Raw genomic sequence first — 25160 nt, 5'->3', positions numbered from 1 at the left:
TTAATATTAATTTTGATTTAAGAAAGAAGCTGTTTTACCTGTAAGTACCATTAACTCTCCGTAAGCTACATTGTACTCGTATAAGGCTTTTATTTTATGTAATTTAATTTCTGATAATTTTAAAGTTGCATCCACAACTTCTAAAGAAGTTCCCGTTCCTTCTTCAAAAGCACGAGTTCTCATAAACTTTAATCGGTTTGCCAATGCTTCATCGGTGTTTAAACTTTCATACTGCTCCAATTCCTTTTGCATGGTATTGTACAATTTTTCTGTATACGTTGTTAAATTTAATCTTGCTTGCCTATCTATTTCTTCTACTTGAGAAATTTTATATTTAGATGCTTTTACTTTATGTTCTCTTTGAAAACCATTAAACAATTCCCACTCTACACCAACACCAACAAACCACTTTGTATCTACTAAAGGTAAATTATCTTTCCAAAGAATGTATTTTCCAGAAACACCAACTTTCGGAAAATAATCACTGTTTTCTACCTTTACACCTACTTTTGCTAACTCATAATTTTTTTTAATGATTTTTAACTGTTCATTTGCCGTCAGCATATCACTAGTAAATTCTTGCAAAGGTTTTACAATGGTTGGTTCTTTAAAATCACTACTAAACTCAGAAATGGAATTTACTCCTATTAAGTTCTGTACAGCTGTGGTAGCTAAATCAACATCTTTTTTAGCACCTAGCAATTCCCTATTTGCATTAGACAGCGCTACTTTTGCATTTAATGTTTCTACTTCTGGAATGATCCCGTTTTCGAAAAACTTCATTGCTTGGTTGTTATGTAACAAAATAACATTGTAAACTTCTTGTCTTAACTGCAAAGCTTCTTTAGCTAATTTTAACTTAAAAAAGTAATTTATTAACTGTACCGTTAATTGATCTTCCTTTATTTTATGCTTTGTTTCCGATAATGCTAATTTTATTTCTGATGCTTTATTGGCGGCATTTATTTTTCCTCCGGCATAAATAGGCATCGATATATCTGCAGTTGCAAAACCCAAGTTTTTTTCTTGCAACGTAAAATCCCAACTACCTAAAACTGCAGCTGGATCTGTAATACCTAATAAACCACCTACCATATTTCTTTGCTCATTTAAATCTGCCGAAATATCTTTATCTAAATGCATATAAGTACCAGAAACACCCAGCGTTGGTAAACGCAATCCTTTTGTAGCTTTATGCTCTTCTTCCATCGCTTTTACTTCAAAGCTAGATGCTTTTACATCTCCATTTTTAGACAACATTAAATCATATGCTTGCCTTAATGTAATATCTTGTGCATTTGTAAACGCTGATAGAAAACACAAAACACAGGAGAATAACACTCCCATTCTCTTCAATTTCATTGGTTTAAATTTTAAATTGATATTCATTTATTTTAAAATTTTCATAATATTATCCGTTAATTTCTCTACATCATGTATTGTTACATCTTGTTCTCCAAAAATATTTTTTCGAGTAAAATTGATGTAATCTACCGCATATACTAAAATGTGATAATGCAATTGGTAAACCGTTGTATCTTTTGAAATCTCTCCAGATTTGACACCAATTTTTTTAATACTCTTCATTAACTCAGCACTTTTTTCCTTAATAACTTCTGATGCAAAAAAGTTTTCATTATGCAGTAATTGGTAAAAAAACTTCGATGCATTTGGCTCATTCAAAAAGAAAGTAACTCTATTTCTAATAAACTCTTCTAATAACGGTTTAATACTATTGGGATTTAAGGTTAATAAAAATTCTAATTCTTTATATAAAGAATTTACTTTATCATGATACAATTCATTAATTAAATCTTGTTTACCAGCATAAGTTCTATATAAATAGCCACCACTTACGTTTGCTTTTTTAGCAATCATGGCAATAGTAGTTGCTTCAATTCCATTTTCTACGATGGTATGCATAATAGCATCTTTAATTCTCGCTATTTTATCTTCATCAATTTTACGTGCCATAGTATCTCTTTTTTTGAGTATACAAATTTATGAATAAATGTTCATTCATTTATTATTTATCTATTATTTTTTATTTTAACTATAACGAGTCATACAGACATTAATCTTAAAACAAATACAAACCGAAAATTGATGAAAAATAAAATATAAGCACAAAAAAAAAGCACTCATTTTACTAAAATAAATCAGTATAAATGAGTGCCTTAAATATCTAAGTGTTGAATTTACTTATTCAAATACATTTTACGTCTAGAATATAAATCGTAAAATTGATCGTCTTTTAAGCTATCAATAAATAAGATACTCTCTCCAGTCGATTTCATTTCTGGTCCTAATTTCTTATCTACATTAGGAAACTTATTAAAAGAAAATACAGGTTGTTTAATTGCAAAACCTTCTAGTTGAGGGTTAAAATTAAAATCTGTTACTTTATTGTGACCTAACATTACTTTAGTTGCATAATTTACATACGGTTCTTTGTATGCTTTTGCAATAAAAGGTACCGTTCTAGATGCTCTTGGGTTTGCTTCAATAATGTACACAATATCATCTTTTACCGCAAACTGAACATTTATTAAACCTACCGTTTTTAATTCTGTAGCAATTGTACGAGTATGATCTTTAATTTGTTGTAAAACAAATTCTCCTAAATTAAAGGCTGGTAAAGTTGCATTAGAATCTCCAGAGTGAATTCCACATGGTTCTATATGCTCCATAATACCAATAATGTACACATTACCATCTGCATCACAAATTGCATCAGCTTCTGCTTCTATTGCTCCGTCTAAATAATGATCTAACAATAATTTATTACCAGGCATTCTACCTAATAAATCTACTACATGTTTTACCAAATCATCTTTATTGATAACAATTTTCATTCCTTGTCCTCCTAAAACATAAGAAGGTCTTACTAAAATTGGAAAATCTAATTCATCTGCCAAAGCCAAGGCTTCATCTGCAGTTTCTGCAATTCCAAATTCTGGGTAAGGAATGTTATTTCTCTTTAATAAATCAGAAAAACTACCTCTATCTTCTGCTAAATCTAAAGCTTCAAAAGAAGTACCAATAATTTTTATTCCGTATTTTGTTAACTTTTCGGCTAACTTTAATGCGGTTTGCCCACCTAATTGGACAATAACTCCTTCTGGTTTTTCATGACGAATAATGTCATAAATATGTTCCCAAAAAACAGGCTCAAAGTACAATTTATCTGCGGTATCAAAATCTGTAGAAACCGTTTCTGGGTTACAGTTAATCATAATTGTTTCGTAACCACATTCTGCAGCTGCTAAAACACCATGTACACAACAATAATCAAACTCAATTCCTTGTCCAATTCTATTTGGTCCAGAACCTAAAACAATAATTTTCTTTTTATCAGTTACAATACTTTCGTTTGCAATAATAATTTCTCCGTCTGCTGTTTCAATTTCGTTTTCGAAAGTTGAGTAGTAATAAGGCGTTTTTGCTTTAAATTCTGCAGCACAAGTATCAACTAATTTAAAAACACGTTGTACTTTTAACTCTTCTCTTTTTGTGTAAACTTGACTTTCTAAACAACCCAACATGTGTGCTATTTGTCTGTCTCCGTATCCTTTTTGCTTTGCTTCTAATAATAAATCTCTACTAAGCGTTTCTATTGTATAGGTAGAAATTTCTTTTTGAAGTTGAAATAACTCTTCATATTGTTTTAAATACCACATGTCTATTTTTGTGATATCATAAATCTGAGTTAAAGGAATTCCCATGGCAATTGCATCATAAATAGCAAAAACACGATCCCAACTTGCATTGGTTAATTTATCTATAATTTGGTTATAATCTGTGTAACCTTTACCATCTGCACCTAACCCATTTCTTTTAATCTCTAAAGATTGCGTTGCTTTGTGTAATGCTTCTTGAAAAGAACGTCCAATTCCCATTACTTCTCCAACCGCTTTCATTTGTAAACCTAAAGTTCTGTCTGAACCTTCAAATTTATCAAAATTCCAACGAGGTATTTTTACAATTACATAATCTAAAGTTGGCTCAAATAAAGCAGATGTAGATTTTGTAATTCCGTTTTCTAATTCATCTAAAGAATAACCAATAGCTAATTTTGTTGCTACTTTTGCAATAGGGTAACCCGTTGCTTTAGACGCTAAAGCGGATGAACGCGAAACACGTGGGTTAATCTCGATAGCAATAATATCTTCTTTTTCGTCTGGTGAAACCGCAAATTGTACGTTACATCCACCTTCAAAATCTCCAATAGAACGCATCATTTTTATTGCCATATCACGCATTCTTTGATACGTTTTGTCAGACAATGTCATTGCTGGTGCAACGGTAATAGAATCTCCTGTATGAATTCCCATAGGATCCATATTTTCGATAGAACAGATAATTACAACATTATCGTTTTTATCACGCAATAATTCTAATTCGTATTCTTTCCATCCCATCATCGCTTTGTCAATCATCACCTCGTGTATTGGTGATGCTTCTAAACCAAAACTTAATAATTGGTCAAAATCTTCTGCTTTGTAAACAATAGAAGCTCCTGCCCCACCCAAAGTATATGAAGAACGAATAACTAAAGGAAAGCCAAACTCTTGTGCAATTTCTTTTCCTTTTAAAAATGAAGTAGCTGTTGCTTGCGGCGCCATTGGCACATCAATCTTTAGCATTAACTCTCTAAATTGCTCTCTATCTTCAGTAATATTAATGGCATCAATGTCTACACCAATTAATTTTACATTAAAATCTTCCCAAATTCCTTTGTCATCTGCTTCAATACATAGGTTTAATGCAGTTTGACCACCCATTGTTGGTAAAACAGCATCAATTTGAGGATGCTCTTTTAAAATTTGAATGATTGATTTTGTAGTTAAGGGTAATAAATAGATATGATCAGCCATAGAAGGGTCTGTCATAATTGTTGCTGGATTCGAATTGATTAAAATAGTTTCAATTCCATCTTCCCTTAAAGAACGTAAAGATTGTGAACCAGAATAATCAAATTCACACGCTTGTCCAATAACAATTGGTCCAGATCCAATAATTAATACTGATTTGAGGTCTTTTCTTTTTGGCATTGTAAGTTGTTGTGTTATTTAGTTTTACAAAAATAGTTAGTGCTTGGGTATAAAAAAAGGCGTTACTTAAAAAAGTAACACCTTATATATTAACAATTGTTAATCATTTATTTTTTATGTCTAGTTTCAGTAGAAACAGAAATTTTCTTTCTTCCTTTTGCTCTTCTACGAGCCAACACCTTTCTACCATTAGCAGAAGCCATTCTCTCCATGAAACCATGTTTATTTCTTCTCTTTCTCTTTGACGGTTGGTAAGTTCTTTTTGGCATTATCTGTATTTTTAAATATCTTCTATTATTATTTTACTACTAAAAATTCTCCTCATTTAAAGCGTTTGCAAATATACAATTGTTTTTATTTGTGGCAAATACTATTTCAAAAAAAAATAAAAAATTATTCAATTCTACTAAAAATTCTTTTAAAACTCTTTTTTATCAACTGATCTTCACTTTTATAGGTTGATATTCTAGTGTCTTTTTCATAACTATTTGTATCAAAATTAAATTGTTCATCGTCATAAACAGAACTTTTACAACTCATCTCTATTAAAACATTGTTATTTTTAATGTCAAAAATTTTAAAAAACACCACAGAACCTGCTAAAACACCTGATCTATATTTTAAAGAATCATATTGTGGATCTTTTGATTTATTAATTAAATCGGGAGTTAATATTTTAGATAAGATTACATAATCTAAATCTGTTGTTTTTTGTAAAAGCTCAATATTTTCTTTTGTAAGATCATATTCTATTTTAAAAGGAATAATTATTTTACCATCCGCAGTTTTATAAGTTTCTCTTGTAATCGTATTATTGCCTAATTTCTTTGATATAAAATTTAATAGTTGCTCATTATAAGCATCACTTCTAAAGGCATTATAACTTAATTGAGTTGTATTTAATAAATACCTAGCATTTTTATGATAGTCTAATTGTGTATTAAACCATAAATTTTCTAAACTAAAATTTGCGGGTTTACGTTGAAATACTTTAGGAAAAATAATTGTACAACTAGACAATAGTAGCGTACATAATATGACTATACTTTTTTTCAAAATCAATTTTTAAATTTTACTTCTCAAAAACTATTCCATTTACATCTATTTTAAATAGAAGAAATAATAAAAATAAATACCTCTTTTTATTTGCCATAAATCTTAGAGTTAGTATTTTTGCGCAAACCTAAGAATACCATGAGTAACACTAAATACGTTTTTGTCACAGGAGGCGTAACTTCATCACTTGGAAAAGGAATAATAGCTGCTTCTTTAGCAAAACTATTACAAGAAAGAGGCTTTTCTGTAACCATACAAAAATTAGATCCATACATTAATATAGATCCAGGAACACTAAACCCTTATGAACATGGCGAATGTTATGTTACAGATGATGGTGCAGAAACAGATTTGGATCTTGGGCACTACGAACGTTATTTAAACATACCAACTTCTCAAGCCAATAATGTTACAACTGGTAGAATATACCAATCTGTAATAAACAAAGAGCGTAAAGGAGAGTTTTTAGGAAAAACGGTACAAGTAATTCCTCATATTACTGATGAAATTAAACGCAGAATTCAAATTTTAGGTGAAACCGGAGATTACGATATTGTAATTACAGAAATCGGTGGAACTGTTGGTGATATTGAATCTTTACCTTACGTAGAGTCTGTTAGACAACTATTATGGGAAAAAGGAGAGGAAAACGCCATTGTTATACATTTAACATTAGTGCCTTATTTAGCTGCTGCAGGTGAGTTAAAAACAAAACCTACACAACACTCGGTAAAAATGTTAATGCAAAGTGGTGTTAGCCCAGATATTTTAGTGTGTAGAACAGAACACGAAATTTCTGACGATATTAAACGTAAGTTGGCATTATTTTGTAACGTTAAAAAAGAAGACGTTATACAATCTATTGATGCAGAAACTATTTATGATGTGCCTAATTTAATGTTAGAACAAGGTTTAGATACCGTTGTTTTAAATAAATTAAAACTATCATCTAAAGGAGAACCAGAATTAAAAGTTTGGAACAACTTTTTACAAAAACATAAAAACCCTAAACACGAAGTAGAAATTGCCTTAATTGGTAAGTATATAGAATTGCAAGATTCTTATAAATCTATTACAGAAGCTTTTATTCATGCAGGTTCTACGCACGAAACGAAAGTAAAAGTACGTTGGGTACATTCAGAAAGTTTAACACCTAAAAATGCTGAAAAGAAATTAGCAGGTGTAAATGGTATTTTAGTGGCTCCTGGTTTTGGTGATAGAGGTATTGAAGGTAAAATTAGAGCTGTAAGATATGCCAGAGAAAACAATATTCCTTTCTTCGGAATTTGTTTAGGAATGCAAATGGCAGTTATTGAGTTTTCTAGAAACGTTTTAGGTATAGAAAACGCAAGCTCTACAGAAATGAATAAAAGCTCTAAAGAACCTGTTATTAATTTAATGGAAAGTCAAAAAGGAGTTACAGAAAAAGGTGGTACCATGCGTTTAGGTGCTTGGGATTGTGAATTGAAAAAAGATTCTAAAATATTTAATGCTTATAAATCTGCGTTGATTAGTGAACGACACAGACACCGTTACGAGTTTAACAATGCATATTTAGAGCGCATTGAAGCTGCAGGTATGAAAGCTACAGGTGTTAACCCAAAAACAGGATTGGTAGAAGTTGTAGAAATACCTACACATCCTTGGTTTGTTGGTGTACAATATCATCCAGAATATAAAAGTACGGTTTTAAAACCGCATCCTTTATTTGTAGATTTTATTAAAGCTGCTTTAAAACAGTCTCAAAAATAGTTTTATTTCATTGAGTGCTGTAGAAAACTTAAAACATTCTACTGCACTCAATGAAACATTTTAAAAACGGAATACTATTTGAACTATCTAACAGTATAAAATATAAAGTAGTAAAAACAATATAAAACTGCTTTTTAACTACATTTGTCGCCTTCATATCAAAAAAATATTTTGATTTGATGACAAAATGACATTTTAAAATAACACATGGAACAAAAAAAATTCGACATCAATTCTTTTATAGGAATGGTTTTATTAGGAGGTATTTTATTATACTGGATGAATACCAACAAACCAGATGAAACTATTGATAACTCTACGAATACCGAGCAAGTTGTAGATGCTACAAAAAACACAAATACTACTGTAGAGAATACACCTGTTTTTGAAAACGATTCTTTAAAACAAGTTGCTTACACTACCAAATTAGGTGCATTTGCACAAAGCGCAATTAATGGTTCTGAAGGAACTTCTGTTTTAGAAAACGAATTGGTTAAGTTGCTTATTAGTAATAAAGGTGGACAAATTATAGAAGCAGAAATTAAGAATTACAAAACACATGATTCTTTACCGCTTTATATGATTAAAGACAAAAACGCGTCTTTTAACATTAATTTTGGTACTACAGATAATAGAATTTTAAATACAAAAGATTTATTTTTTGCACCTACCATTTCTAAAAACGGAGAAAGTACTATTGTTTCTATGAAACTGAAAGTTTCTAACACTCAGTTTTTAGAATATAGATACGAAATAAAACCAAAGAACTACATGGTTAATTTTGCTGTACGTTCTCAAGGTTTAAGCGGTGTTATCAACTCTTCTAACCCAATTAATTTAGATTGGTCTTTAGATGGTTACAGACATGAAAAAAGTTTAAAAACAGAGAATACCATGTATTCTCACCTTTACTATAAAACAGAAGAAGATGTAGATCATTTAAACCCTGGTAACTCAGAAATTTTAAATGATGTAGATTGGGTTTCTTATAAACAACACTTCTTTACTTCTACTTTATTATCTGATACGCCTTTTAATAACGCAACGGTAACTTCTACAGATTTAGTAAAAAATGAAGAAATAGATACCGTGTTTACAAAACGATATGAATTAAAAACTCCTTTAGCATTGGCAAATGGAGAGTTAAATTATAACATGAAATGGTATTACGGACCAAGTGATTATAATTTATTAAAAACTTTTAAAGGTACAGATTTAGATCAAACTGCCGATTTAGGTTGGGGAATTTTTGGTTTCTTAAACAGAACTGTATTTTATCCTGTATTTAATTTCTTAAAAGGATTTTTATCTAACTACGGATTAATTATTATTTTAATGACTATTGTTGTTAGAATTATCATGTCTCCGTTAGTATACAAGTCTTATTTATCGAGTGCTAAAATGAAGGTAATAAGACCTGAATTAACTGCCTTAAATGAGAAATATCCTGGTAAAGAAAACGCTATGAAGCGTCAGCAAGAAACCATGGCAATTCAAAGAAAAGCTGGTGTAAGCATGTTATCAGGTTGTATACCTGCCTTATTACAAATGCCTGTTTTCTTTGCATTATTTAAGTTTTTCCCTACAAATTTAGCATTAAGACAAAAAAGTTTTTTATGGGCACCAGATTTATCTTCTTATGATATTATCTACAACTTACCATTTAAAATTCCTTTTTACGGAAACCACGTAAGTTTATTTCCAATATTAGCTTCTGTTGCTATTTTCTTTTACATGAAAATGAACCAGAGCCAACAAGCAAATATGCAAGCACCTACGCAAGAAGGAATGCCAGATATGGGTAAAATGATGAAGTACATGATTTACTTCTCTCCTATTATGATGTTGTTTTTCTTTAACAATTATGCAAGTAGTTTAAGTTTATACTACTTTGTATCTAACTTGTTAACCATTACTATTATGTTAGTAATTAAAAACTACATTATTGATGAAGATAAAATTCATGCTCAAATAGAAGAAAACAAAAAGAAGCCGGAAAAAGCGAAAAGTAAATTCCGTCAGAAAATTGATTCTGCTATGAAACAAGCGCAAGAACAACAAGCGCAGCAAAAGAAAGGAAAAAAATAAAAGGCAATGTCTTTCGATAATTTAAAAAAGTCCAAAACTTAATTGTTTTGGACTTTTTTTTGTTTTAATAAAAAACAGGTAGTATTACTCTTGACTTTTTACCTAAAAAAACTAACTTAGCTAACTACTGTTATAAGTTATTAAAAAGACGTCATATCAGTTTTAATTTTAGGTGTAATAAAAAATACTGTTTTCTATAATGAATCTACAAAAAGAAATAATTCGAGTAACATCAGAATACTTTGAAGACAATCTAGACTATATAAAGTTATCAAGTTCATCCAAAGAATATAAATCTATTATGGATGGGATTTGTGGATATAATATGGATGTCGAGGAAGGACGAAATGATATTGAATTTGACAATGGTAAATCTCTTGGTACATTTTGGGCAGCTAGTTGCATGGACGATTTATTGAGAACACGAAAATTTATTCGAGGAATCAATGAAGCTATTAAAGAAAAACTCAATGCAAAAAAACCTATTCATATTCTATATGCAGGAACGGGACCATTTGCAACACTAATTCTTCCTTTTATTTTTAGATATCCAAAAGAAGATATAAAATATACATTTTTAGAAATAAATCCATTTAGTTTTAAAATATTACAAAATGTAATTTTAAAATTAGGGTTAAATGAGTACGATATAACCTTAGTAAACGATGATGCAACTAAATATCAAGTAGATGCTAAAAATGAATTAGATATTATTATAAGTGAAACAATGCAAAATGCATTAGCTAAAGAACAACAGGTTCCAATTTTTTTAAATTTGATGCGTCAAGTGACAAACGATTGCATATTTATACCTGAGAAAATAGAGCTGTATATTGGACTTAAAAAAGCAGGAATTCCAATCGATAAAATCCATGTAAAACATTTTCGTAAAGAAATGAAAGTATTTGATGTTAGTAAAGAATCAATGTTTCCTTTAAATCAATCTAAAAAAAATACAACGAAAGAAGTTTCATTTATAAAAAAGCAAACTATAATTGGAAATGAAAAATTAAAAGAATTTGATCAACTTGTAATCATTACAGAAATACAAGTATACAAAAATGAGAAAATTGGTATTAATGAAAGCGGCTTGACAACACCAATCTACATAAAAGATATTCCTAACAACTTAAATGGCCCAATAATAATTGATACACAATATAAAATTTCTTCTGAACCAAAACTTGAATATAAAATAACTTTACCTAAAACTGTGTAAAATTAATTGCTACTTATCGCCTATTTTTTAAAATTTTGTTGTTTTTACATATCAGTAAAACAAAATTCAATACTCACTAAAGCACACAAACTAGTCTAGCCCTGATTGAAGTGACATCCTTTTTGTTTTTCACAAAAAGATATAACGGAAAGCAGGAAATAGCTTCAAATACTAATTCTTTAAGCGTTTAAAAAAACAGTTCTTTTAATAATTAGTAGATTGCTTTGCTCCTCGCAATGCCTTAATCATTTGATTCTTCTTCTGTATCTGTATTTTCTTTACGTTCTTTAAACTTACGGGTTCCTTCGTACAATTCGTACTTTACAAACCTACAGTTTAAATCTCCGTTTTTAAGAGCAATTCTTTTAGAGGTTCTTAAACCTACACACTTTAAAGCATCTGTATCTGATGTAATTAACCAAGCCGTAGAACCTGGATAATTGTTCTTTAAGGTATCGCCAATTTTAGTGTAAAATTCTTCTACATCTATATTTAAACGCTCGCCATAAGGCGGATTAAATAAAATGGTAGTGTTACCGAAAACTTCTTTTTTAGAGTTGAAAAAGTTAACGTGATGCACGCCAATAAATTCGTCTAAATTTGCATTTATAATATTTGCATTTGCTTTTTCTACTGCAGATGGCGCTTTATCGAAGCCCATTATTTTAAAGTGAGAAGAACGAATTTTCTTTAATAAGGATTCTTGAATGGTAAAATACAAGTCTTCATCATAATCTTTCCAATTCTCAAAAGCAAATAATTTTCTGTTGATGTTTGCCGGAATATTATTGGCAATCATTGCTGCTTCTATTAAAATGGTACCAGAACCACACATTGGGTCTATAAAGTTTTCCTCACCTGTGTACCCAGATAATAAAATCATACCTGCAGCCAAAACTTCGTTTATTGGCGCAATATTGGTAGCGGTTCTATACCCTCTTTTGTGTAAAGAGTCTCCAGATGAATCTAAAGAAACGGTTAACCACTCTTTTTGTATGTGAATGTGAATCTTTAAGTCTGGATAATCTAAATCTACATTTGGTCTTTTACTGTATTTATGTCTAAAATAATCTGCAATAGCATCTTTAGATTTTAAAGAAATATAATGCGAGTTAGATGTAAAATTCTTAGAGTTAACTACCGCTCCAATGGCAAAAGTACCTTCGGTTTCTAAATAATTTTCCCATTTAATTTTCTGAATCGCTTCATACAAATCTTCTTCATCGTAAATTTTACAAACTTTAATTGGTTTTAAAATTCTTACAGCAGTTCTTAAAGCAATATTTGCTTTGTACATAAAACCGCTATCACCTCTAAAAGATACCATTCTTACACCTTCTTTAACATCTTGTGCTCCTAGGTCTCTTAATTCTTTTGCTAAAACACCTTCTAAACCAAAAAGTGTTGTTGCTGTCATTTTAAAATCTTTGTTCATGCTCATAAAATTGACTGCAAAAATACTATTTATAAATAGGATTTATACTAATTAAGAAATACATTTTACAGAACGTAAGATTTGGTTACTTTTACAGACTGAAAGTCCATAAAGGACATGCATAAAAAACCCCAATAGCAATCTAAGTAATCTGCTGGTTATTGCAAATATTATAAAAATGAAAACAAAAGATTGGTTTACAGATTGGTTTAACACTTCTTATTACCACACTTTATATAAAGAAAGAAATGACGGAGAGGCGCAGTTGTTTATGAAGAATATTACGTCTTTTTTAAACTTACCAAAAACAACGCATATTTTAGATTTGCCTTGTGGTAAAGGACGTCATTCTGTATTTTTAAACTCTTTAGGGTATAATGTTAGTGGTGGCGATTTGGCCGAAAACAGTATTAAAGCTGCTAAAAAGTTTGAAAATGATACCTTACAATTTAAGGTACATGACATGCGAAAGCCTTTTAACCACACGTACGACGCTGTATTTAATCTATTTACAAGTTTTGGTTATTTTGAAGATGATAAGGAAGATATTCTAATACTAAATAATATTAAACAGGGGTTAAATAAAGGGGGTGTTTTTGTGTTTGATTTTTTAAATGCAGAAAAAGTAAGACTGAATTTAGTAACTTCTGAAACCAAAACGGTTGATAACATTACTTTTAACATTAAAAGAGAAATTAAAGAGGGTTTTATCTTAAAGCATATTTCTTTTTTTGCTGATGGAGAAAATCATTCTTATACAGAACGTGTTAAATATTTAGACCTTGCTAAAATGACTTCTTTCTTTAATGAAGTTGGTTTTACAATTACAAATGTTTTTGGGGATTACGATTTAAATACTTACGAAGCTAAAACTTCTGATCGATTAATTATTATTGCAAAATGAGTTATATACTTTTAATAGCATCTGTTTTTATTGGCTCTATCTTGGTTTTTATCATAAAACCAAGTAAAAAAATAGTCCGTTTATTATTGGCTTTTAGTGGCGCTTATTTATTATCTGTTACCGTTTTACATTTATTACCAGAGGTATATGCAGAAACTACGGAATATAAAAAAATAGGAATCTTTATTTTAGTCGGAATTATCATTCAATCTGTTTTAGAGTCTTTTTCTAAAGGAGCAGAACATGGTCATATTCATATTCATTCTGATGGAAAAGAATTTCCTACCTTATTATTTGTAAGTTTATGTTTGCATGCTTTTTCTGAAGGTTTACCGATACACAATACGGGTGATAATTTATTATGGGCAATTATAGTACATAAAATCCCCATCGCCATTGTGTTAACAACCTTTTTAATTCAGACAAAATATTCTAAAAAAATAACCTTTATTTTTTTAAGTGCTTTTGCTTTAATGAGTCCTTTGGGTTTATTACTAGGTGATAAGATTCCTTTCTTTACTACTTATGCAACAGAAATTACGGCATTAATTATTGGTGTGTTTTTACATATTTCTACCATTATTCTTTTTGAAGGATCTGAAAACCATAAATTTAACTTACAGAAATTTATAGCCATTCTTTTAGGAGTTTTACTTACTATTTTTACGTTGTAGTAAAATTAAATGCAAGTAAACACGAATAATAACTGTTTACCTGATTCATAAATGATAGACCTTATTACCTGTTGTACGTAATTTGAGAAAAACGGAACTGAAATAGAAAATAAAGAATTAATTAAATGAGCGGAGGAGCTGGACATGTTGCGGATATGAATAATAGAATGAAACAAAATCGTTCTATGAAAACATCTAACAAACCGAAATTTAAATCTAATAATAGAGATTTGAATTTTTCAAGTGGCGAATCTGAAAAACTGAATTTTAAAAAAGTTTCAGAAGAGGAACTTACTCGAATTAAAACTGAAATTAGAAAGAAAGCGGAATCGGAACGAAAAAAGGAAAGAATAATATTCGCCTTGACTGTCTTAATTCTAATCATTATTTTGACTATATTTTTGAACTAGTATTTTGAAAATAATAATCTGAAAAATAAAAACTACGTACAACACCGTATAAAAAAAATTGCTAAATTAGTGTTTAAACAAAGGCAGTTGCATTTTTGCCAACTTCCCTTATACAACAACGATATGTTCATGTAAACACAAACTTGCATGATTTACAGCAATGGAATCTCATTTCAGTAATCAATAAATTGAACTCAATGTAAAAAAAACACTTCTAAACAATGTTTAGAAGTGTTTTAATAATTAGTAATAATTAATCTACTAATATCTAAGAACAACAAAAACTAATAATAATTTATTTTATCTAAAAGCGTAACGTTCTACCTCTCCCTTTAAATTAATAACCTCAATATAAATAGGGGTTCCAGATCCATAAGAAGCATCTATTGCTTTAGCTGCAGCATTAGCATCTAACACTTCTTTTTTATTAATTTTAGTAATAATATACCCTTCTTTAACTCCGTAATAATCTAAGTTTCTATTCCCGTTTTTCAAAATTTTTGCGCCTCCAGAAATATCATATTTTTTTAAGTCTTTTTTAGTTAAATCTTTTAAGGTAACATTTAAACTTCTAGATAAAAAGTAATTTTTCTTACCTAACTTAACGGTTTTAGTAATTACATCACCATCTCTATCAACCGTAATACTTACATTTTCTCCTGGTCTTTTTGCTGTTAACTGCCCTCTTAATTCAGAGAATTTAGAAATCTTAACATCGTTTACTTTCATAATTACATCTCCAGATTTTAAATCGGCATTTTTAGCACCACCATCTTCTGTAACAGAAGCAATTTTAACTCCATCTATATCATCATTAGAGCTATCCACATTAATCCCTAAAATAGCCTCTTGTACTGCTCCATATTCTAATAAATCATCAATTACTTTTTTAGCAATGTTAGAGGGTACTGCAAAAGAATACCCTATAAATGATCCTGTTTTAGATGTAATGGCAGTATTAATTCCTACCAATTCTCCACGTGTATTTACCAAAGCTCCTCCACTATTTCCTGGATTTACAGCTGCATCTGTTTGTATAAAAGAATCTATAGCTGTATTTCCTTCTAAATCTCTACCCTTTGCACTTACAATCCCCGCAGTTACTGTAGATGTTAGGTTATAAGGATTACCAACTGCCAATACCCACTCTCCTATTTTAATATTGTCTGAATTTGCAAATGGAATGTAAGGTAAATCCATATCTGCATCAATTTTTAACAATGCAATATCATTTTCTTTATCCGTACCAATTAATCTGGCTTTGTACTTTTGCTTATTGTTTAAAGTAATTTCTAAATCTGCTGCTCCATCAATAACATGATTATTGGTTACAATGTATCCATCTTGCGAAATAATAACACCACTACCAGTACCTACTTGCTCGTATTGTCTACCTCCATTACTGTTTCCAAAAAACATATCTAACGGATTTACCTGTGTCCTTATTGCTGTATTTTTTACGTGAACAACTGCATGAACACTATTTTCTGCTGCAATTGTAAAATCGATAGAATTTGCAATTGAGCTTGCTTTATTTAGGACGGGATTATAACTTGCCGTGACCGTTTGTAAAGGTTGAGAAACTGTGTTTTTTACAATTACCTCATTTCCAAAAAACATTTTATAGCCACCTAAAGCAACTGCGCCTCCTAAAACGGCCATTCCTAATAAACCAAAAATTTTCTTCATAATCTTTACATTTTTAATTACTCAAAGATACAATTTTAACAAATTCAAAAAAGCTGTTTAACGCTACTTTAACTGACTTTAACCGCTTTTTAACACTTCTTTTTTAGCCTTTAAACATCTAGTTATTAGCTATAAATACAAATAAAATAAAAATATTTATTTCTAAAATATTACTCGCAATTTCTAATATTAAGAAGCTAAAAATTACTTTCCAAAAATAAAAAAAAATAAATTTCATCAAAAAAAATATTTTACTAAAACTTTCTATTTCCAACCAAACACTCATTATATTTGTTCTAATGAAAATAGAATTTTATAAATATCAAGGAACCGGAAACGATTTTGTTATGATTGATAACAGAATAAAAACTTTCCCAAAAGAAAACATCTCAATAATATCTAAACTTTGTGATAGGCATTTTGGTGTTGGAGCAGACGGAGTTATTTTAATTGAAAATGACACCGATTTCGATTTTAAAATGATTTATTTTAATGCCGATGGAAGTCAGACTTTCTGTGGTAACGGAGGTAGATGCGCTGTTGCTTTTGCAAAGTATTTAGAAATTATTACTGATAAAACTCGTTTTATTGCTGTTGATGGACCTCATTTAGCTGAAATTAACAACGGAATTATTTCTTTAAAAATGATAGATGTTGATGAAATTACCGTTAAAGAAAACTCAGTTTTTGCTTATACTGGCACGCAACATCATGTAGAATTAGTGGCTGATTTAGATCAATTTCCTGTTTTTAATAAAGGAAAAGAAATTAGATATTCTTATAGTGATCCTGGAAGTAATGTCAATTTTGTACAACAAATAAACGATACTACTTTTAGAGTAAGAACCTACGAAAAAGGTGTAGAAGATGAAACGTTAGCTTGCGGAACCGGAGTTACAGCAGTTGCCATTGCCATGCATAAAACAGGTAAAACAACCAGCAATTTAATTTCGCTACCTGTAGAAGGTGGAAATCTAGAAGTCTCTTTTTCTGAAGAAAATGGTGTTTATACAAATGTGTTTTTAAAAGGACCTGCTACTTTTGTTTTTAAAGGGAATATTTCTTTTTAATTTTGAGGATAAAATAATGACTAAAATAAAACTAATTTTAATTTTCTTACTATTATTATCTTTTGAATGTTTTAGTCATGAAAACGGAAATTCTGGAATTAAACAAACTTTTTTTAAAAACGGAATTGGATTAGGTAGCGTAATTGCAATAGTTGTTTCTTGGGATAGAAATAAATCTATACTTTATGCATTATTACACGGTGCTTTTGGATGGCTTTATGTTATCTATTTTATAATAGTTCGTGAAAATGATGAAAAAAAGAAATAATTGTTTCTTTAAAATGATAGGCTATTGATGAAGTTACTGTTAAAAAAAATCAAAAGATCGTATTTTTTTAATGCTAGCATTCATTACAAAAACCGTTTATGAGTATTTTTAAAAATCTTTTTAATCCCCAAAAAAAACATTCTAAAATATTTCCGAAAGAAAGTAATGAGGGAAATGTTAAAATAAAAAACAATCAAATTATTTGTACAGATACAAGCGGAATACATAGTTGTACCGTACATTTAAAAGATTTACAATATGCCTACATTACTATTAGAGGTAATAAATTGGCCTATCTTTTCCTTTTTGATCACCATCAAAATTTTATACCTGTTACCTATACCGGATTCAGTAAAATGTATCAGGAATTATCCTCCAAGTTTCATTTTAATGACCCTATTTTCTTTGAGAACATTGCAAAAACAACCGTTTTAAAAAAAGAAATATGGAGAAAACACTATCAACCTACTTTTAAAATCTTAACGTCTAATTATAACGACTACCACCTTGGTTTTGAAATTCAATCTACTCCCAAACAATTCATTTCTTGGGATACTACTTATGATGAATTAGAAAAAAATAAAAATACATTATTTGAAAAATCGCCATACGGACAAAAATTACTAAAATTTAATGCTCCTGTGCGTATTGGAAATATAATTTTAAAAGATTTTAGTGCTTATTTTGATAATGCTAGAACTGACGTTCCTGTTCTACACTTTTACACACATTGTTTTAATAGCACAGCAACGGATGAAAGTTATATAAAGCTAAAGAAAATTTTAAACACAGATTTAGTTGGCAGTAAAATGAATAACGGATATGAAAGAGCAGATCAAAAAAATATAAATTTCAATTTAACAGGGATGCACTTGTCAATTTGTTATACGTATGACAGTGATTGGCTATTTAATGGTGGCTATACTTCTTTATCTATAGAGAATAAAAGAGAATACCCAGCATTATTACACAATGAAGGTTACGAAGAAGTTATGGTTATTTCTAACTTCTTATTATTACAAGGAAATATAACAATGCGTGGTGATTACAAGAAAAATAAGAACATAAAAAACAGACCAGAAAAAATAAATATTCAATTTAAAGACAATACCATTATTTGGGTTGATGATAAAAATAAAAAAATAGGATTCTCTAATAATAACATTGCAGAATTATTTGATATCGATGAAATAAATTCATTCTATATACAAAATATTTTACCAGCAAAAGGAAGTGGTGGTGCGTATCTAGAAATAATAACAGATACTAAAAAACAGAACTCCCCTATTTTTTATGGAGCTTGTAATCTCTTTGATAAATACGCTTTAAAAATAGAAAAAGTAACAAGAAAAAAAGTAGTATTTGGTAAAGAATATCATGATTGTTAAAAGAAAATTAAAAAGTCTTTCTGTGCGACTCTAAGCTGTTTAAGATTTATTAATTCCGTATTTTGCATTTTATAATCTATTTGCTTATTAAATTTTCTTTTAAGAAAACCAATTTTAGAAAAAATGAAGACTTTAAACGGTAAAAAAATAAACTTACGTGCTTTAGAACCCGAAGATTTAGACTTTCTATATCAAATAGAAAACAATGAATCTTTTTGGGAAATTAGCCATACACAAACTCCTTTTTCTAAATTTATTTTAAGACAGTATTTAGAAAATGCTCATTTAGATATTTACGAAGCCAAACAATTACGTTTATTAATAGAAGAAAGCTCTACTAAAAAACAACTGGGAATGATTGATGTTTTCGATTATAACCCAATGCACAAAAGAGCCGGAATTGGAGTTTTAATTCACCCCAAATATCAACAAAACGGATTTGCTTCTGAAGCTTTATCTCTTTTAATTGCCTATGCTTTTACATACTTAAATGTGCATCAATTGTATGCTAACATTACTTCTGACAACCTTAAAAGCATCTCTCTTTTTACCAAACATCATTTTCTAAAAGTGGGTGTTAAAAAAGATTGGATTTTATCCGAAGGAAAATTTAAAGATGAAGTTTTATTTCAGCTGATAAAAGAGTAATTTCGCAACTCTAAAAAAATTAAAAAATACATTGAGCAAAAAATTTATATACGCAGTTATAGCTACCGTTATTTTTATTGGTGGTATGATAGGTTACAATTACTATCAAAAAATATTTGGTAAAGCAATTACTAAAGACACCGTTTTATATGTATATTCTTCTGATAGTTTAATTGATGTGAAAGATAAAATCGCTGATTATTCTAAAAATAAAAACACTTTTCTTTTAGTTGCTGCTAAGAAAAATTTCTCGAAACCAAAACCGGGTAGATATCTTTTAAAAGAAGGCATGTCTAATAACGATTTAATTAATTTATTAAGAAGCGGTAACCAAACACCGATAAAACTTTCTTTTAACAACCAAGATACACTAGAAAAATTAGCTGGTAGAATTGCAGAACAGTTAGAAACAGATTCCATTACCTTATTAACTTCTTTTAAAGACAAAGATTTTTTATCAAAAAATAACCTGACAGAAAAATCGGTGCTGCAAATTTTTATTCCTAATAGTTATCAATTTTATTGGACTACTTCTGCCAACAATTTTAGAGATAAGATTTTTAAAGAATACAATCGTTTTTGGAATGCTAGTAGATTGCAAAAAGCAAAAGCCTTAAATTTAACAAAAGAAGAAGTAATTACTTTGGCATCTATAGTTCAAAAAGAAACCGCAAAAAAAGTAGAAAGACCAATAGTAGCTGGTTTGTACTTAAATAGGTTACAAAAAGGGTGGCCTTTACAAGCAGATCCTACCATTATTTATTGTGTTAAAGAACTTAAAGGACAAGATTATGTAGTAAAAAGAGTACTAACCGCAGATTTAGAAATTAACTCACCTTACAACACCTATAAAAATAAAGGGTTACCTCCTACTCTTATCTCTATGCCAGACATTTCTGCGATAGACGGAGTTTTAAACGCACAAAAACACAATTACTTTTATATGTGTGCAAGTGTAGATAAAATTGGGTATCATACTTTTGCAAAATCACTTGCGCAACACAATAGAAATGCCGCTAAATATCATAGCTGGATGAACAAACAAAGAATTAATAGATAGTTCTTAAATAATTAGGTTTGAAAAGCAAAAAAATAATTTTCCGTTTTATACTATTCTTTTCTACATTTTCTTTGTGTGCACAAAACGCGTCCTTTTATAAAAAATCTGATACGTTAAATACAAAGAGAAGAAATGCCATTATAATTACAGAAAGTGTAATGACGGGTGGTGCATTAATCGCTTTAAATCAACTTTGGTATAAAGATTACCCACGTTCTAGTTTTCATTTAAAAAATGATAATAACGACTGGAAACAAATGGATAAAGTTGGGCATATGATGACTTCTTACTATGTGGGTAAAATTGGTATGGAAGCATTAGATTGGGCTGGTGTTTCTAAAAAGAATCAATTAATATATGGTGCAACGTCTGGTTTTGCTTTTTTAACTGCTGTAGAAATTTTAGATGGTTTTTCTGAAGAATGGGGAGCATCTCCAGGAGATATTCTTGCGAATGCCACAGGAACCGGTTTATTAATTGGTCAAGAATTACTTTGGGGAGAGCAACGTATTACCGTAAAATACTCTTTTCATCAAACAGAATACGCAAAACAACGGCCAAATACTTTAGGTGAAAATTATTTACAACAAGCTTTAAAAGATTACAACGGACAAACGTATTGGCTTTCTGCCAATATTTGGTCTTTTAACAAGAAAAGTACGTTTCCTAAATGGTTAAATGTTGCTTTAGGTTATGGCGCCGAAGGAATGCTTTATGGAAACTCAAACGCTGCAAACACAACGCTACACAATCCTTACAGACAATTCTACCTAAGTTTAGACTTAGATTTAACCAAAATTAAGACAAATTCGGAATTCTTAAAATCTGTCTTTTCTGTTGTAAACTTCATAAAAATACCTGCTCCAACACTTGAAATTAATACCAAAAAAGGAATTAAATTTCATTATCTGTATTTTTAGTAAACTTTAACATATTGATTATCAGTATAATTGTTTTTTGATTATACCTTTGCACCCGCAAAACAGAAAAATAACATTTATCAAAAAGTTTTTATTTTTAAGTATCGTATTTTTAGGATTTATCAACGCAACGTCTATTGATAAAAAAATAGGTACTAACAACAAAATTACCTTTCCAAAATTTGTGGATTATAACATTCCTTATTTACAAAAGGATTTTGTAGGTTTTAAAGAAGCATTGGCTTTTAAAGAATCTCAAGGAAAATATACCGTAGTAAACACATTAGGATATTTAGGAAAATATCAATTTGGTAGAACTACTTTACACCGTTTTAAAATTTACAACACACAAGCCTTTTTAAATAATCCAGAATTGCAAGAAAAAGCTTTTATAGCTTTATGTAAAGTAAATAAATGGATTTTAAGAAAAGATATTAGACGCTCTGTTGGTAAAGTTATAAACGGAATTAAAGTTACAGAATCTGGTATATTAGCTGCAGCTCATTTAAGTGGTGCAGGTAATGTAAAAAAATTTTTACGTAGCAATGGTGTGGATGGTTTTTCTGACGCTTACGGAGCTACCATTAAATCTTATTTAAAAAGCTTTGGTGGGTATGATGTTTCTAATATAGAAGCAGACCAAAACCCTATTGTTTAAAAAACCTCTTTTAATTCAAATAAAAAAAGGCTTTATGTATCTTTTAAAAGAAAACATAAAGCCTTTTTTGTGCTATTTTTATATAAAAATCAAGCTATTTCTGAATAATAAAGATCGCTGGTTTTTTGTGTAAATCTGGTTGCTGATGTTTCCAATCTTTAACCATCAAGGTTTTAATATATTCTGTTGGCAACGTAATATCTGCTGCAATACATAAATTTGTTGTGGGTGATAATGTGGCTTTTAAATCTGCCAACATTTTTTCATTTCGATAAGGAGTTTCTATAAAAATTTGCGATTGATTTTTATCATTAGAAAGCTTTTCTAAATCTTTTAAAGCCTTTTTTCTATCCGATTTATCGATAGGTAAATACCCATTAAAAGCAAAATTTTGTCCGTTCATACCAGAACTCATCATTGCCATTAAAATAGATGACGGTCCTACCAAAGGAATTACACGTATATTGTTTTCGTGTGCCAGTTTTACAATACTTGCTCCAGGATCTGCAATTGCAGGCACTCCTGCTTCAGAAAGTAAACCAACATTGATTCCTTCTTTACAAACATCTAAATATCTAGAAGTTTCTAATTCTTCGGCATATTTATCTAACAACATTAATTGAAGGGATGGTTGTGATTTTTTAGGTGAAATTTTCTTGATAAATCTTCTTGCTGATTTTTCATTTTCAACAATATAATAATCAATTTGTTCAACTACTTTTTTAACCGATAAAGGCATTACTTCTAAAGGTTCAGTATCGCCTAAAGTGGTGGGGATTAAATACAGTTTACCAATCATTGTTTCTATTTTATAAATGGATTTTTAAGGAATTTCTACAAATAAAAAAATGAAATATTCACTTCTTTAGTGCTAAAAATACATAAAGTTTTTAAGATAAATTACTTACAATTACGTTGCAAGCTTCATCTAACATTTTATATACGTTTTCAAAACCTTGATTACCGCCATAATATGGATCTGGAACGCTCAAGTTTTTATTAGGTTGTATTTCATTTAAAATCATTCTTACCCTCTGCTCATCCTCTTTATTTCTTGCTAAAGAAAGTATGTTTTGATAATTGCTATCATCCATCGCAAAAATAATATCAAATTCATCGAAATCTTTTACAACAAATTTTCTGGCTCTTTGATTCGTAATATCAATACCATATTTTTTAGCAACTTCTATAGAACGTTTATCTGCAAGGTTGCCAACATGATACGCTGCTGTACCTGCAGAATCTACCATTACTTTTTTAGAGTTTACTTTAGACTCTAAAATTCCTTGTGCTAAAGGAGAACGACAAATGTTACCTAAGCAAACCATTAATATTTTTTGCATAAAAATAATTTTTGATAAAAATAAGAAACAATTACGCTCTTAAAAAATTTAAGAGCGTAAAGTTAAATATCAATAAGTTACTAGAAAATTGTCTTTTTAGAAAGTCAATTTTTTAGTTAAATCTTCTACGTATTTTTTAAACTGCTTATCCGTTTCCGTTAAGTTGTCTACCGTTTTACAAGCATGTAATACCGTGGCATGATCTCTTTGCCCAATTTGATTACCAATACTTGCTAAAGATGTTTTTGTTAATCTTTTAGCAAAAAACATAGCTAATTGACGCGCTTGTACAATATGACGTTTACGTGTTTTAGATTGTAAAGTAGCTACATCCATATCAAAATATTTAGAAACTTCTTTCTGAATATAATCTATAGAAACTTCTTTCTTGGTGTTTTTTACAAACTTATCTACAATTTGTTTTGCCAATTCTACAGAAAATTCTTTTCTATTAAAAGAAGCTTGTGCAATCATAGAAATAACAACACCTTCTAATTCTCTAACGTTAGATTTTATATTTTTAGCAATATATTCTACAATATCTTCTGGCATTTCTACACCATCTCTGTACAATTTATTTTGTAAAATAGAAATTCTAGTTTCGTAATCTGGTGCTTGTAACTCTGCAGATAATCCCCATTTAAAACGAGACAATAAACGTTGTTCTATATCTTGCATATCTACAGGTGCTTTATCCGAAGTTAAAATTACCTGTTTTCCATTTTGATGTAAATGATTAAAAATATGGAAGAAAACATCTTGTGTACCTGCTTTTCCTGATAAAAATTGTACATCATCAATAAGTAACACATCAATCATTTGATAGAAATGAATAAAATCGTTTCTTGTATTTGATTTTACAGAATCTATAAATTGTTGTGTAAACTTTTCTGAAGAAATATATAAAACTGTTTTATCTGGATATTTGTCTTTAATATCAACCCCAATAGCGTGTGCTAAATGTGTTTTTCCTAAACCTACTCCACCATAAATTAATAATGGATTAAAAGAGGTTCCACCTGGCTTATTTGCTACAGCCATACCAGCAGAACGTGCCAATCTATTAGAATCTCCTTCTATAAAGTTTGCAAAACTATAATTTGGGTTTAATTGAGATTCAATCTTTACTTTTTGCAATCCTGGAATTACAAACGGATTTCTTAATTCTCTTTTATTAGATTCTAAAGGAACTGTTACTCGTTGTGGCTTTAACGGATCTCTATTTGAACTCGGAATTTTAACAATTTGCGGTCTATTACTGCTATAATTGTTTTCCATTTTTACATCGTAAATCAATTTGGCATCATTACCTAATTGTCTTACCAAGGCAACACGCAATAATTTAATGTAATGTTCTTCTAACCATTCATAAAAAAACTTACTAGGAACCTGTATTGTTAATGCTTCTCCTGAAAGTTTAACTGGCTTTATTGGTTCGAACCAAGTTTTATACGCTTGTGGTTTTATGTTGTCTTTGATAAAGGACAGACATTCATTCCAAACAGAGTCAGCAGTTACATTCAT

At 29.6% G+C, this 25160-nt stretch carries 23 protein-coding genes; 13 read left to right on the top strand and 10 right to left on the bottom strand.

All coding sequences use genetic code 11. From position 1 onward, the window contains the following. Positions 1-6: 6 nt before the first annotated feature. The 5 genes from WHD07_RS00115 to WHD07_RS00095 all read right to left on the bottom strand — a co-directional run bounded on the left by WHD07_RS00115 (position 7) and on the right by WHD07_RS00095 (position 6110). Complete coding sequence (locus tag WHD07_RS00115; protein WP_343329536.1) at positions 7-1362, bottom strand: TolC family protein; 1356 nt, start codon at positions 1360-1362, stop codon at positions 7-9. 27 nt (positions 1363-1389) lie between these two features. After that, entirely contained in the window at positions 1390-1974 is a 585-nt protein-coding gene (locus WHD07_RS00110; protein WP_343329535.1) for a TetR/AcrR family transcriptional regulator, read from the bottom strand. Between the two features lie 224 nt (positions 1975-2198). Then, positions 2199-5054: a carbamoyl-phosphate synthase large subunit gene (gene carB, locus WHD07_RS00105; protein ID WP_105048188.1), complete on the bottom strand. Its 2856-nt coding sequence runs from the start codon at positions 5052-5054 to the stop codon at positions 2199-2201. 107 nt (positions 5055-5161) lie between these two features. Next, a complete protein-coding gene (rpmH, locus tag WHD07_RS00100) occupies positions 5162-5323 on the bottom strand; it encodes a 50S ribosomal protein L34 (protein WP_036820926.1) in 162 nt (53 codons plus the stop codon). Positions 5324-5447: 124 nt separating this feature from the next. Beyond that, positions 5448-6110: a hypothetical protein gene (locus WHD07_RS00095; protein ID WP_343329534.1), complete on the bottom strand. Its 663-nt coding sequence runs from the start codon at positions 6108-6110 to the stop codon at positions 5448-5450. 138 nt (positions 6111-6248) lie between these two features. Between WHD07_RS00095 and WHD07_RS00090 the strand changes: the two genes are divergently transcribed. From WHD07_RS00090 to WHD07_RS00080, 3 genes are all read left to right on the top strand, one after another. Then, on the top strand, positions 6249-7862 hold the full coding sequence (locus tag WHD07_RS00090) for a CTP synthase (RefSeq protein WP_343329533.1): 1614 nt from the start codon (positions 6249-6251) through the stop codon (positions 7860-7862). Between the two features lie 207 nt (positions 7863-8069). Beyond that, positions 8070-9950 carry a membrane protein insertase YidC gene (gene yidC, locus WHD07_RS00085; RefSeq protein ID WP_105048185.1) on the top strand — a complete coding sequence of 627 codons (1881 nt, stop codon included), beginning with the start codon at positions 8070-8072 and terminating at the stop codon, positions 9948-9950. 199 nt (positions 9951-10149) lie between these two features. Next, complete coding sequence (locus tag WHD07_RS00080) at positions 10150-11169, top strand: hypothetical protein (RefSeq protein ID WP_343329532.1); 1020 nt, start codon at positions 10150-10152, stop codon at positions 11167-11169. A 241-nt stretch (positions 11170-11410) separates the two neighbouring features. Here WHD07_RS00080 and WHD07_RS00075 read toward each other — a convergent pair whose 3' ends face one another. After that, a complete protein-coding gene (locus WHD07_RS00075) occupies positions 11411-12604 on the bottom strand; it encodes a class I SAM-dependent RNA methyltransferase (protein WP_343331029.1) in 1194 nt (397 codons plus the stop codon). A 178-nt stretch (positions 12605-12782) separates the two neighbouring features. On the opposite strand from WHD07_RS00075, the gene WHD07_RS00070 reads away from it, so the two are divergent. The 3 genes from WHD07_RS00070 to WHD07_RS00060 all read left to right on the top strand — a co-directional run bounded on the left by WHD07_RS00070 (position 12783) and on the right by WHD07_RS00060 (position 14592). Beyond that, entirely contained in the window at positions 12783-13508 is a 726-nt protein-coding gene (locus tag WHD07_RS00070; RefSeq protein WP_343329531.1) for a class I SAM-dependent methyltransferase, read from the top strand. Further along, positions 13505-14182, top strand: a complete 678-nt coding sequence (locus tag WHD07_RS00065) for a ZIP family metal transporter (RefSeq protein WP_105048180.1) — start codon at positions 13505-13507, stop codon at positions 14180-14182. Before WHD07_RS00070 ends, WHD07_RS00065 begins: the two co-directional genes overlap by 4 nt. 125 nt (positions 14183-14307) lie before the next feature. Beyond that, the gene (locus WHD07_RS00060; protein ID WP_068605326.1) at positions 14308-14592 is read left to right on the top strand and encodes a hypothetical protein; all 285 of its coding nucleotides are present in this window, start codon (positions 14308-14310) and stop codon (positions 14590-14592) included. A gap of 300 nt (positions 14593-14892) precedes the next feature. Here the strand turns inward: WHD07_RS00060 and WHD07_RS00055 are convergent, their stop codons facing one another. Then, positions 14893-16281, bottom strand: a complete 1389-nt coding sequence (locus WHD07_RS00055; RefSeq protein WP_343329530.1) for a S1C family serine protease — start codon at positions 16279-16281, stop codon at positions 14893-14895. Between the two features lie 299 nt (positions 16282-16580). On the opposite strand from WHD07_RS00055, the gene dapF reads away from it, so the two are divergent. The 7 genes from dapF to WHD07_RS00020 all read left to right on the top strand — a co-directional run bounded on the left by dapF (position 16581) and on the right by WHD07_RS00020 (position 22293). Further along, entirely contained in the window at positions 16581-17351 is a 771-nt protein-coding gene (dapF, locus tag WHD07_RS00050; RefSeq protein WP_343329529.1) for a diaminopimelate epimerase, read from the top strand. Positions 17352-17367: 16 nt separating this feature from the next. After that, positions 17368-17619, top strand: a complete 252-nt coding sequence (locus tag WHD07_RS00045) for a hypothetical protein (RefSeq protein WP_105048177.1) — start codon at positions 17368-17370, stop codon at positions 17617-17619. Positions 17620-17717: 98 nt separating this feature from the next. Next, entirely contained in the window at positions 17718-19007 is a 1290-nt protein-coding gene (locus WHD07_RS00040) for a hypothetical protein (RefSeq protein ID WP_343329528.1), read from the top strand. A gap of 123 nt (positions 19008-19130) precedes the next feature. Beyond that, complete coding sequence (locus tag WHD07_RS00035) at positions 19131-19655, top strand: GNAT family protein (protein WP_343329527.1); 525 nt, start codon at positions 19131-19133, stop codon at positions 19653-19655. Between the two features lie 31 nt (positions 19656-19686). Further along, complete coding sequence (gene mltG, locus WHD07_RS00030) at positions 19687-20715, top strand: endolytic transglycosylase MltG (protein ID WP_343329526.1); 1029 nt, start codon at positions 19687-19689, stop codon at positions 20713-20715. Between the two features lie 17 nt (positions 20716-20732). Continuing rightward, a complete protein-coding gene (locus WHD07_RS00025) occupies positions 20733-21635 on the top strand; it encodes a DUF2279 domain-containing protein (RefSeq protein WP_105048174.1) in 903 nt (300 codons plus the stop codon). A gap of 49 nt (positions 21636-21684) precedes the next feature. Then, positions 21685-22293: a peptidoglycan-binding protein LysM gene (locus WHD07_RS00020; protein ID WP_343329525.1), complete on the top strand. Its 609-nt coding sequence runs from the start codon at positions 21685-21687 to the stop codon at positions 22291-22293. 94 nt (positions 22294-22387) lie between these two features. On the opposite strand, the gene WHD07_RS00015 is transcribed toward WHD07_RS00020, so the two are convergent. The 3 genes from WHD07_RS00015 to dnaA all read right to left on the bottom strand — a co-directional run bounded on the left by WHD07_RS00015 (position 22388) and on the right by dnaA (position 25160). Continuing rightward, a complete protein-coding gene (locus tag WHD07_RS00015; protein WP_105048172.1) occupies positions 22388-23092 on the bottom strand; it encodes an SAM-dependent methyltransferase in 705 nt (234 codons plus the stop codon). A 91-nt stretch (positions 23093-23183) separates the two neighbouring features. Next, positions 23184-23636 (bottom strand): low molecular weight protein-tyrosine-phosphatase, encoded by a 453-nt coding sequence (locus WHD07_RS00010; RefSeq protein WP_343329524.1) that lies wholly within the window; start codon positions 23634-23636, stop codon positions 23184-23186. Between the two features lie 96 nt (positions 23637-23732). Beyond that, positions 23733-25160, bottom strand: a complete 1428-nt coding sequence (dnaA, locus tag WHD07_RS00005; protein ID WP_105048170.1) for a chromosomal replication initiator protein DnaA — start codon at positions 25158-25160, stop codon at positions 23733-23735.

This window comes from Polaribacter staleyi (genome assembly GCF_038024045.1).
GTDB lineage: Bacteria > Bacteroidota > Bacteroidia > Flavobacteriales > Flavobacteriaceae > Polaribacter > Polaribacter butkevichii.
This window is presented reverse-complemented; position numbering and strand designations above follow the sequence as displayed.

Coding starts and splice junctions, on each gene's coding strand:
- WHD07_RS00015 (WP_105048172.1), bottom strand. CDS start 23,092: ATGATTGGTAAACTGTATTTAATCCCCACCACTTTAGGCGATACTGAA.
- carB (WP_105048188.1), bottom strand. CDS start 5,054: ATGCCAAAAAGAAAAGACCTCAAATCAGTATTAATTATTGGATCTGGA.
- WHD07_RS00060 (WP_068605326.1), top strand. CDS start 14,308: ATGAGCGGAGGAGCTGGACATGTTGCGGATATGAATAATAGAATGAAA.
- rpmH (WP_036820926.1), bottom strand. CDS start 5,323: ATGCCAAAAAGAACTTACCAACCGTCAAAGAGAAAGAGAAGAAATAAA.
- WHD07_RS00035 (WP_343329527.1), top strand. CDS start 19,131: ATGAAGACTTTAAACGGTAAAAAAATAAACTTACGTGCTTTAGAACCC.
- dnaA (WP_105048170.1), bottom strand. CDS start 25,160: ATGAATGTAACTGCTGACTCTGTTTGGAATGAATGTCTGTCCTTTATC.
- WHD07_RS00115 (WP_343329536.1), bottom strand. CDS start 1,362: ATGAAATTGAAGAGAATGGGAGTGTTATTCTCCTGTGTTTTGTGTTTT.
- WHD07_RS00080 (WP_343329532.1), top strand. CDS start 10,150: ATGAATCTACAAAAAGAAATAATTCGAGTAACATCAGAATACTTTGAA.
- WHD07_RS00055 (WP_343329530.1), bottom strand. CDS start 16,281: ATGAAGAAAATTTTTGGTTTATTAGGAATGGCCGTTTTAGGAGGCGCA.
- yidC (WP_105048185.1), top strand. CDS start 8,070: ATGGAACAAAAAAAATTCGACATCAATTCTTTTATAGGAATGGTTTTA.
- WHD07_RS00065 (WP_105048180.1), top strand. CDS start 13,505: ATGAGTTATATACTTTTAATAGCATCTGTTTTTATTGGCTCTATCTTG.
- WHD07_RS00090 (WP_343329533.1), top strand. CDS start 6,249: ATGAGTAACACTAAATACGTTTTTGTCACAGGAGGCGTAACTTCATCA.
- WHD07_RS00110 (WP_343329535.1), bottom strand. CDS start 1,974: ATGGCACGTAAAATTGATGAAGATAAAATAGCGAGAATTAAAGATGCT.
- WHD07_RS00010 (WP_343329524.1), bottom strand. CDS start 23,636: ATGCAAAAAATATTAATGGTTTGCTTAGGTAACATTTGTCGTTCTCCT.
- WHD07_RS00040 (WP_343329528.1), top strand. CDS start 17,718: ATGAGTATTTTTAAAAATCTTTTTAATCCCCAAAAAAAACATTCTAAA.
- WHD07_RS00070 (WP_343329531.1), top strand. CDS start 12,783: ATGAAAACAAAAGATTGGTTTACAGATTGGTTTAACACTTCTTATTAC.
- WHD07_RS00045 (WP_105048177.1), top strand. CDS start 17,368: ATGACTAAAATAAAACTAATTTTAATTTTCTTACTATTATTATCTTTT.
- dapF (WP_343329529.1), top strand. CDS start 16,581: ATGAAAATAGAATTTTATAAATATCAAGGAACCGGAAACGATTTTGTT.
- WHD07_RS00075 (WP_343331029.1), bottom strand. CDS start 12,604: ATGAACAAAGATTTTAAAATGACAGCAACAACACTTTTTGGTTTAGAA.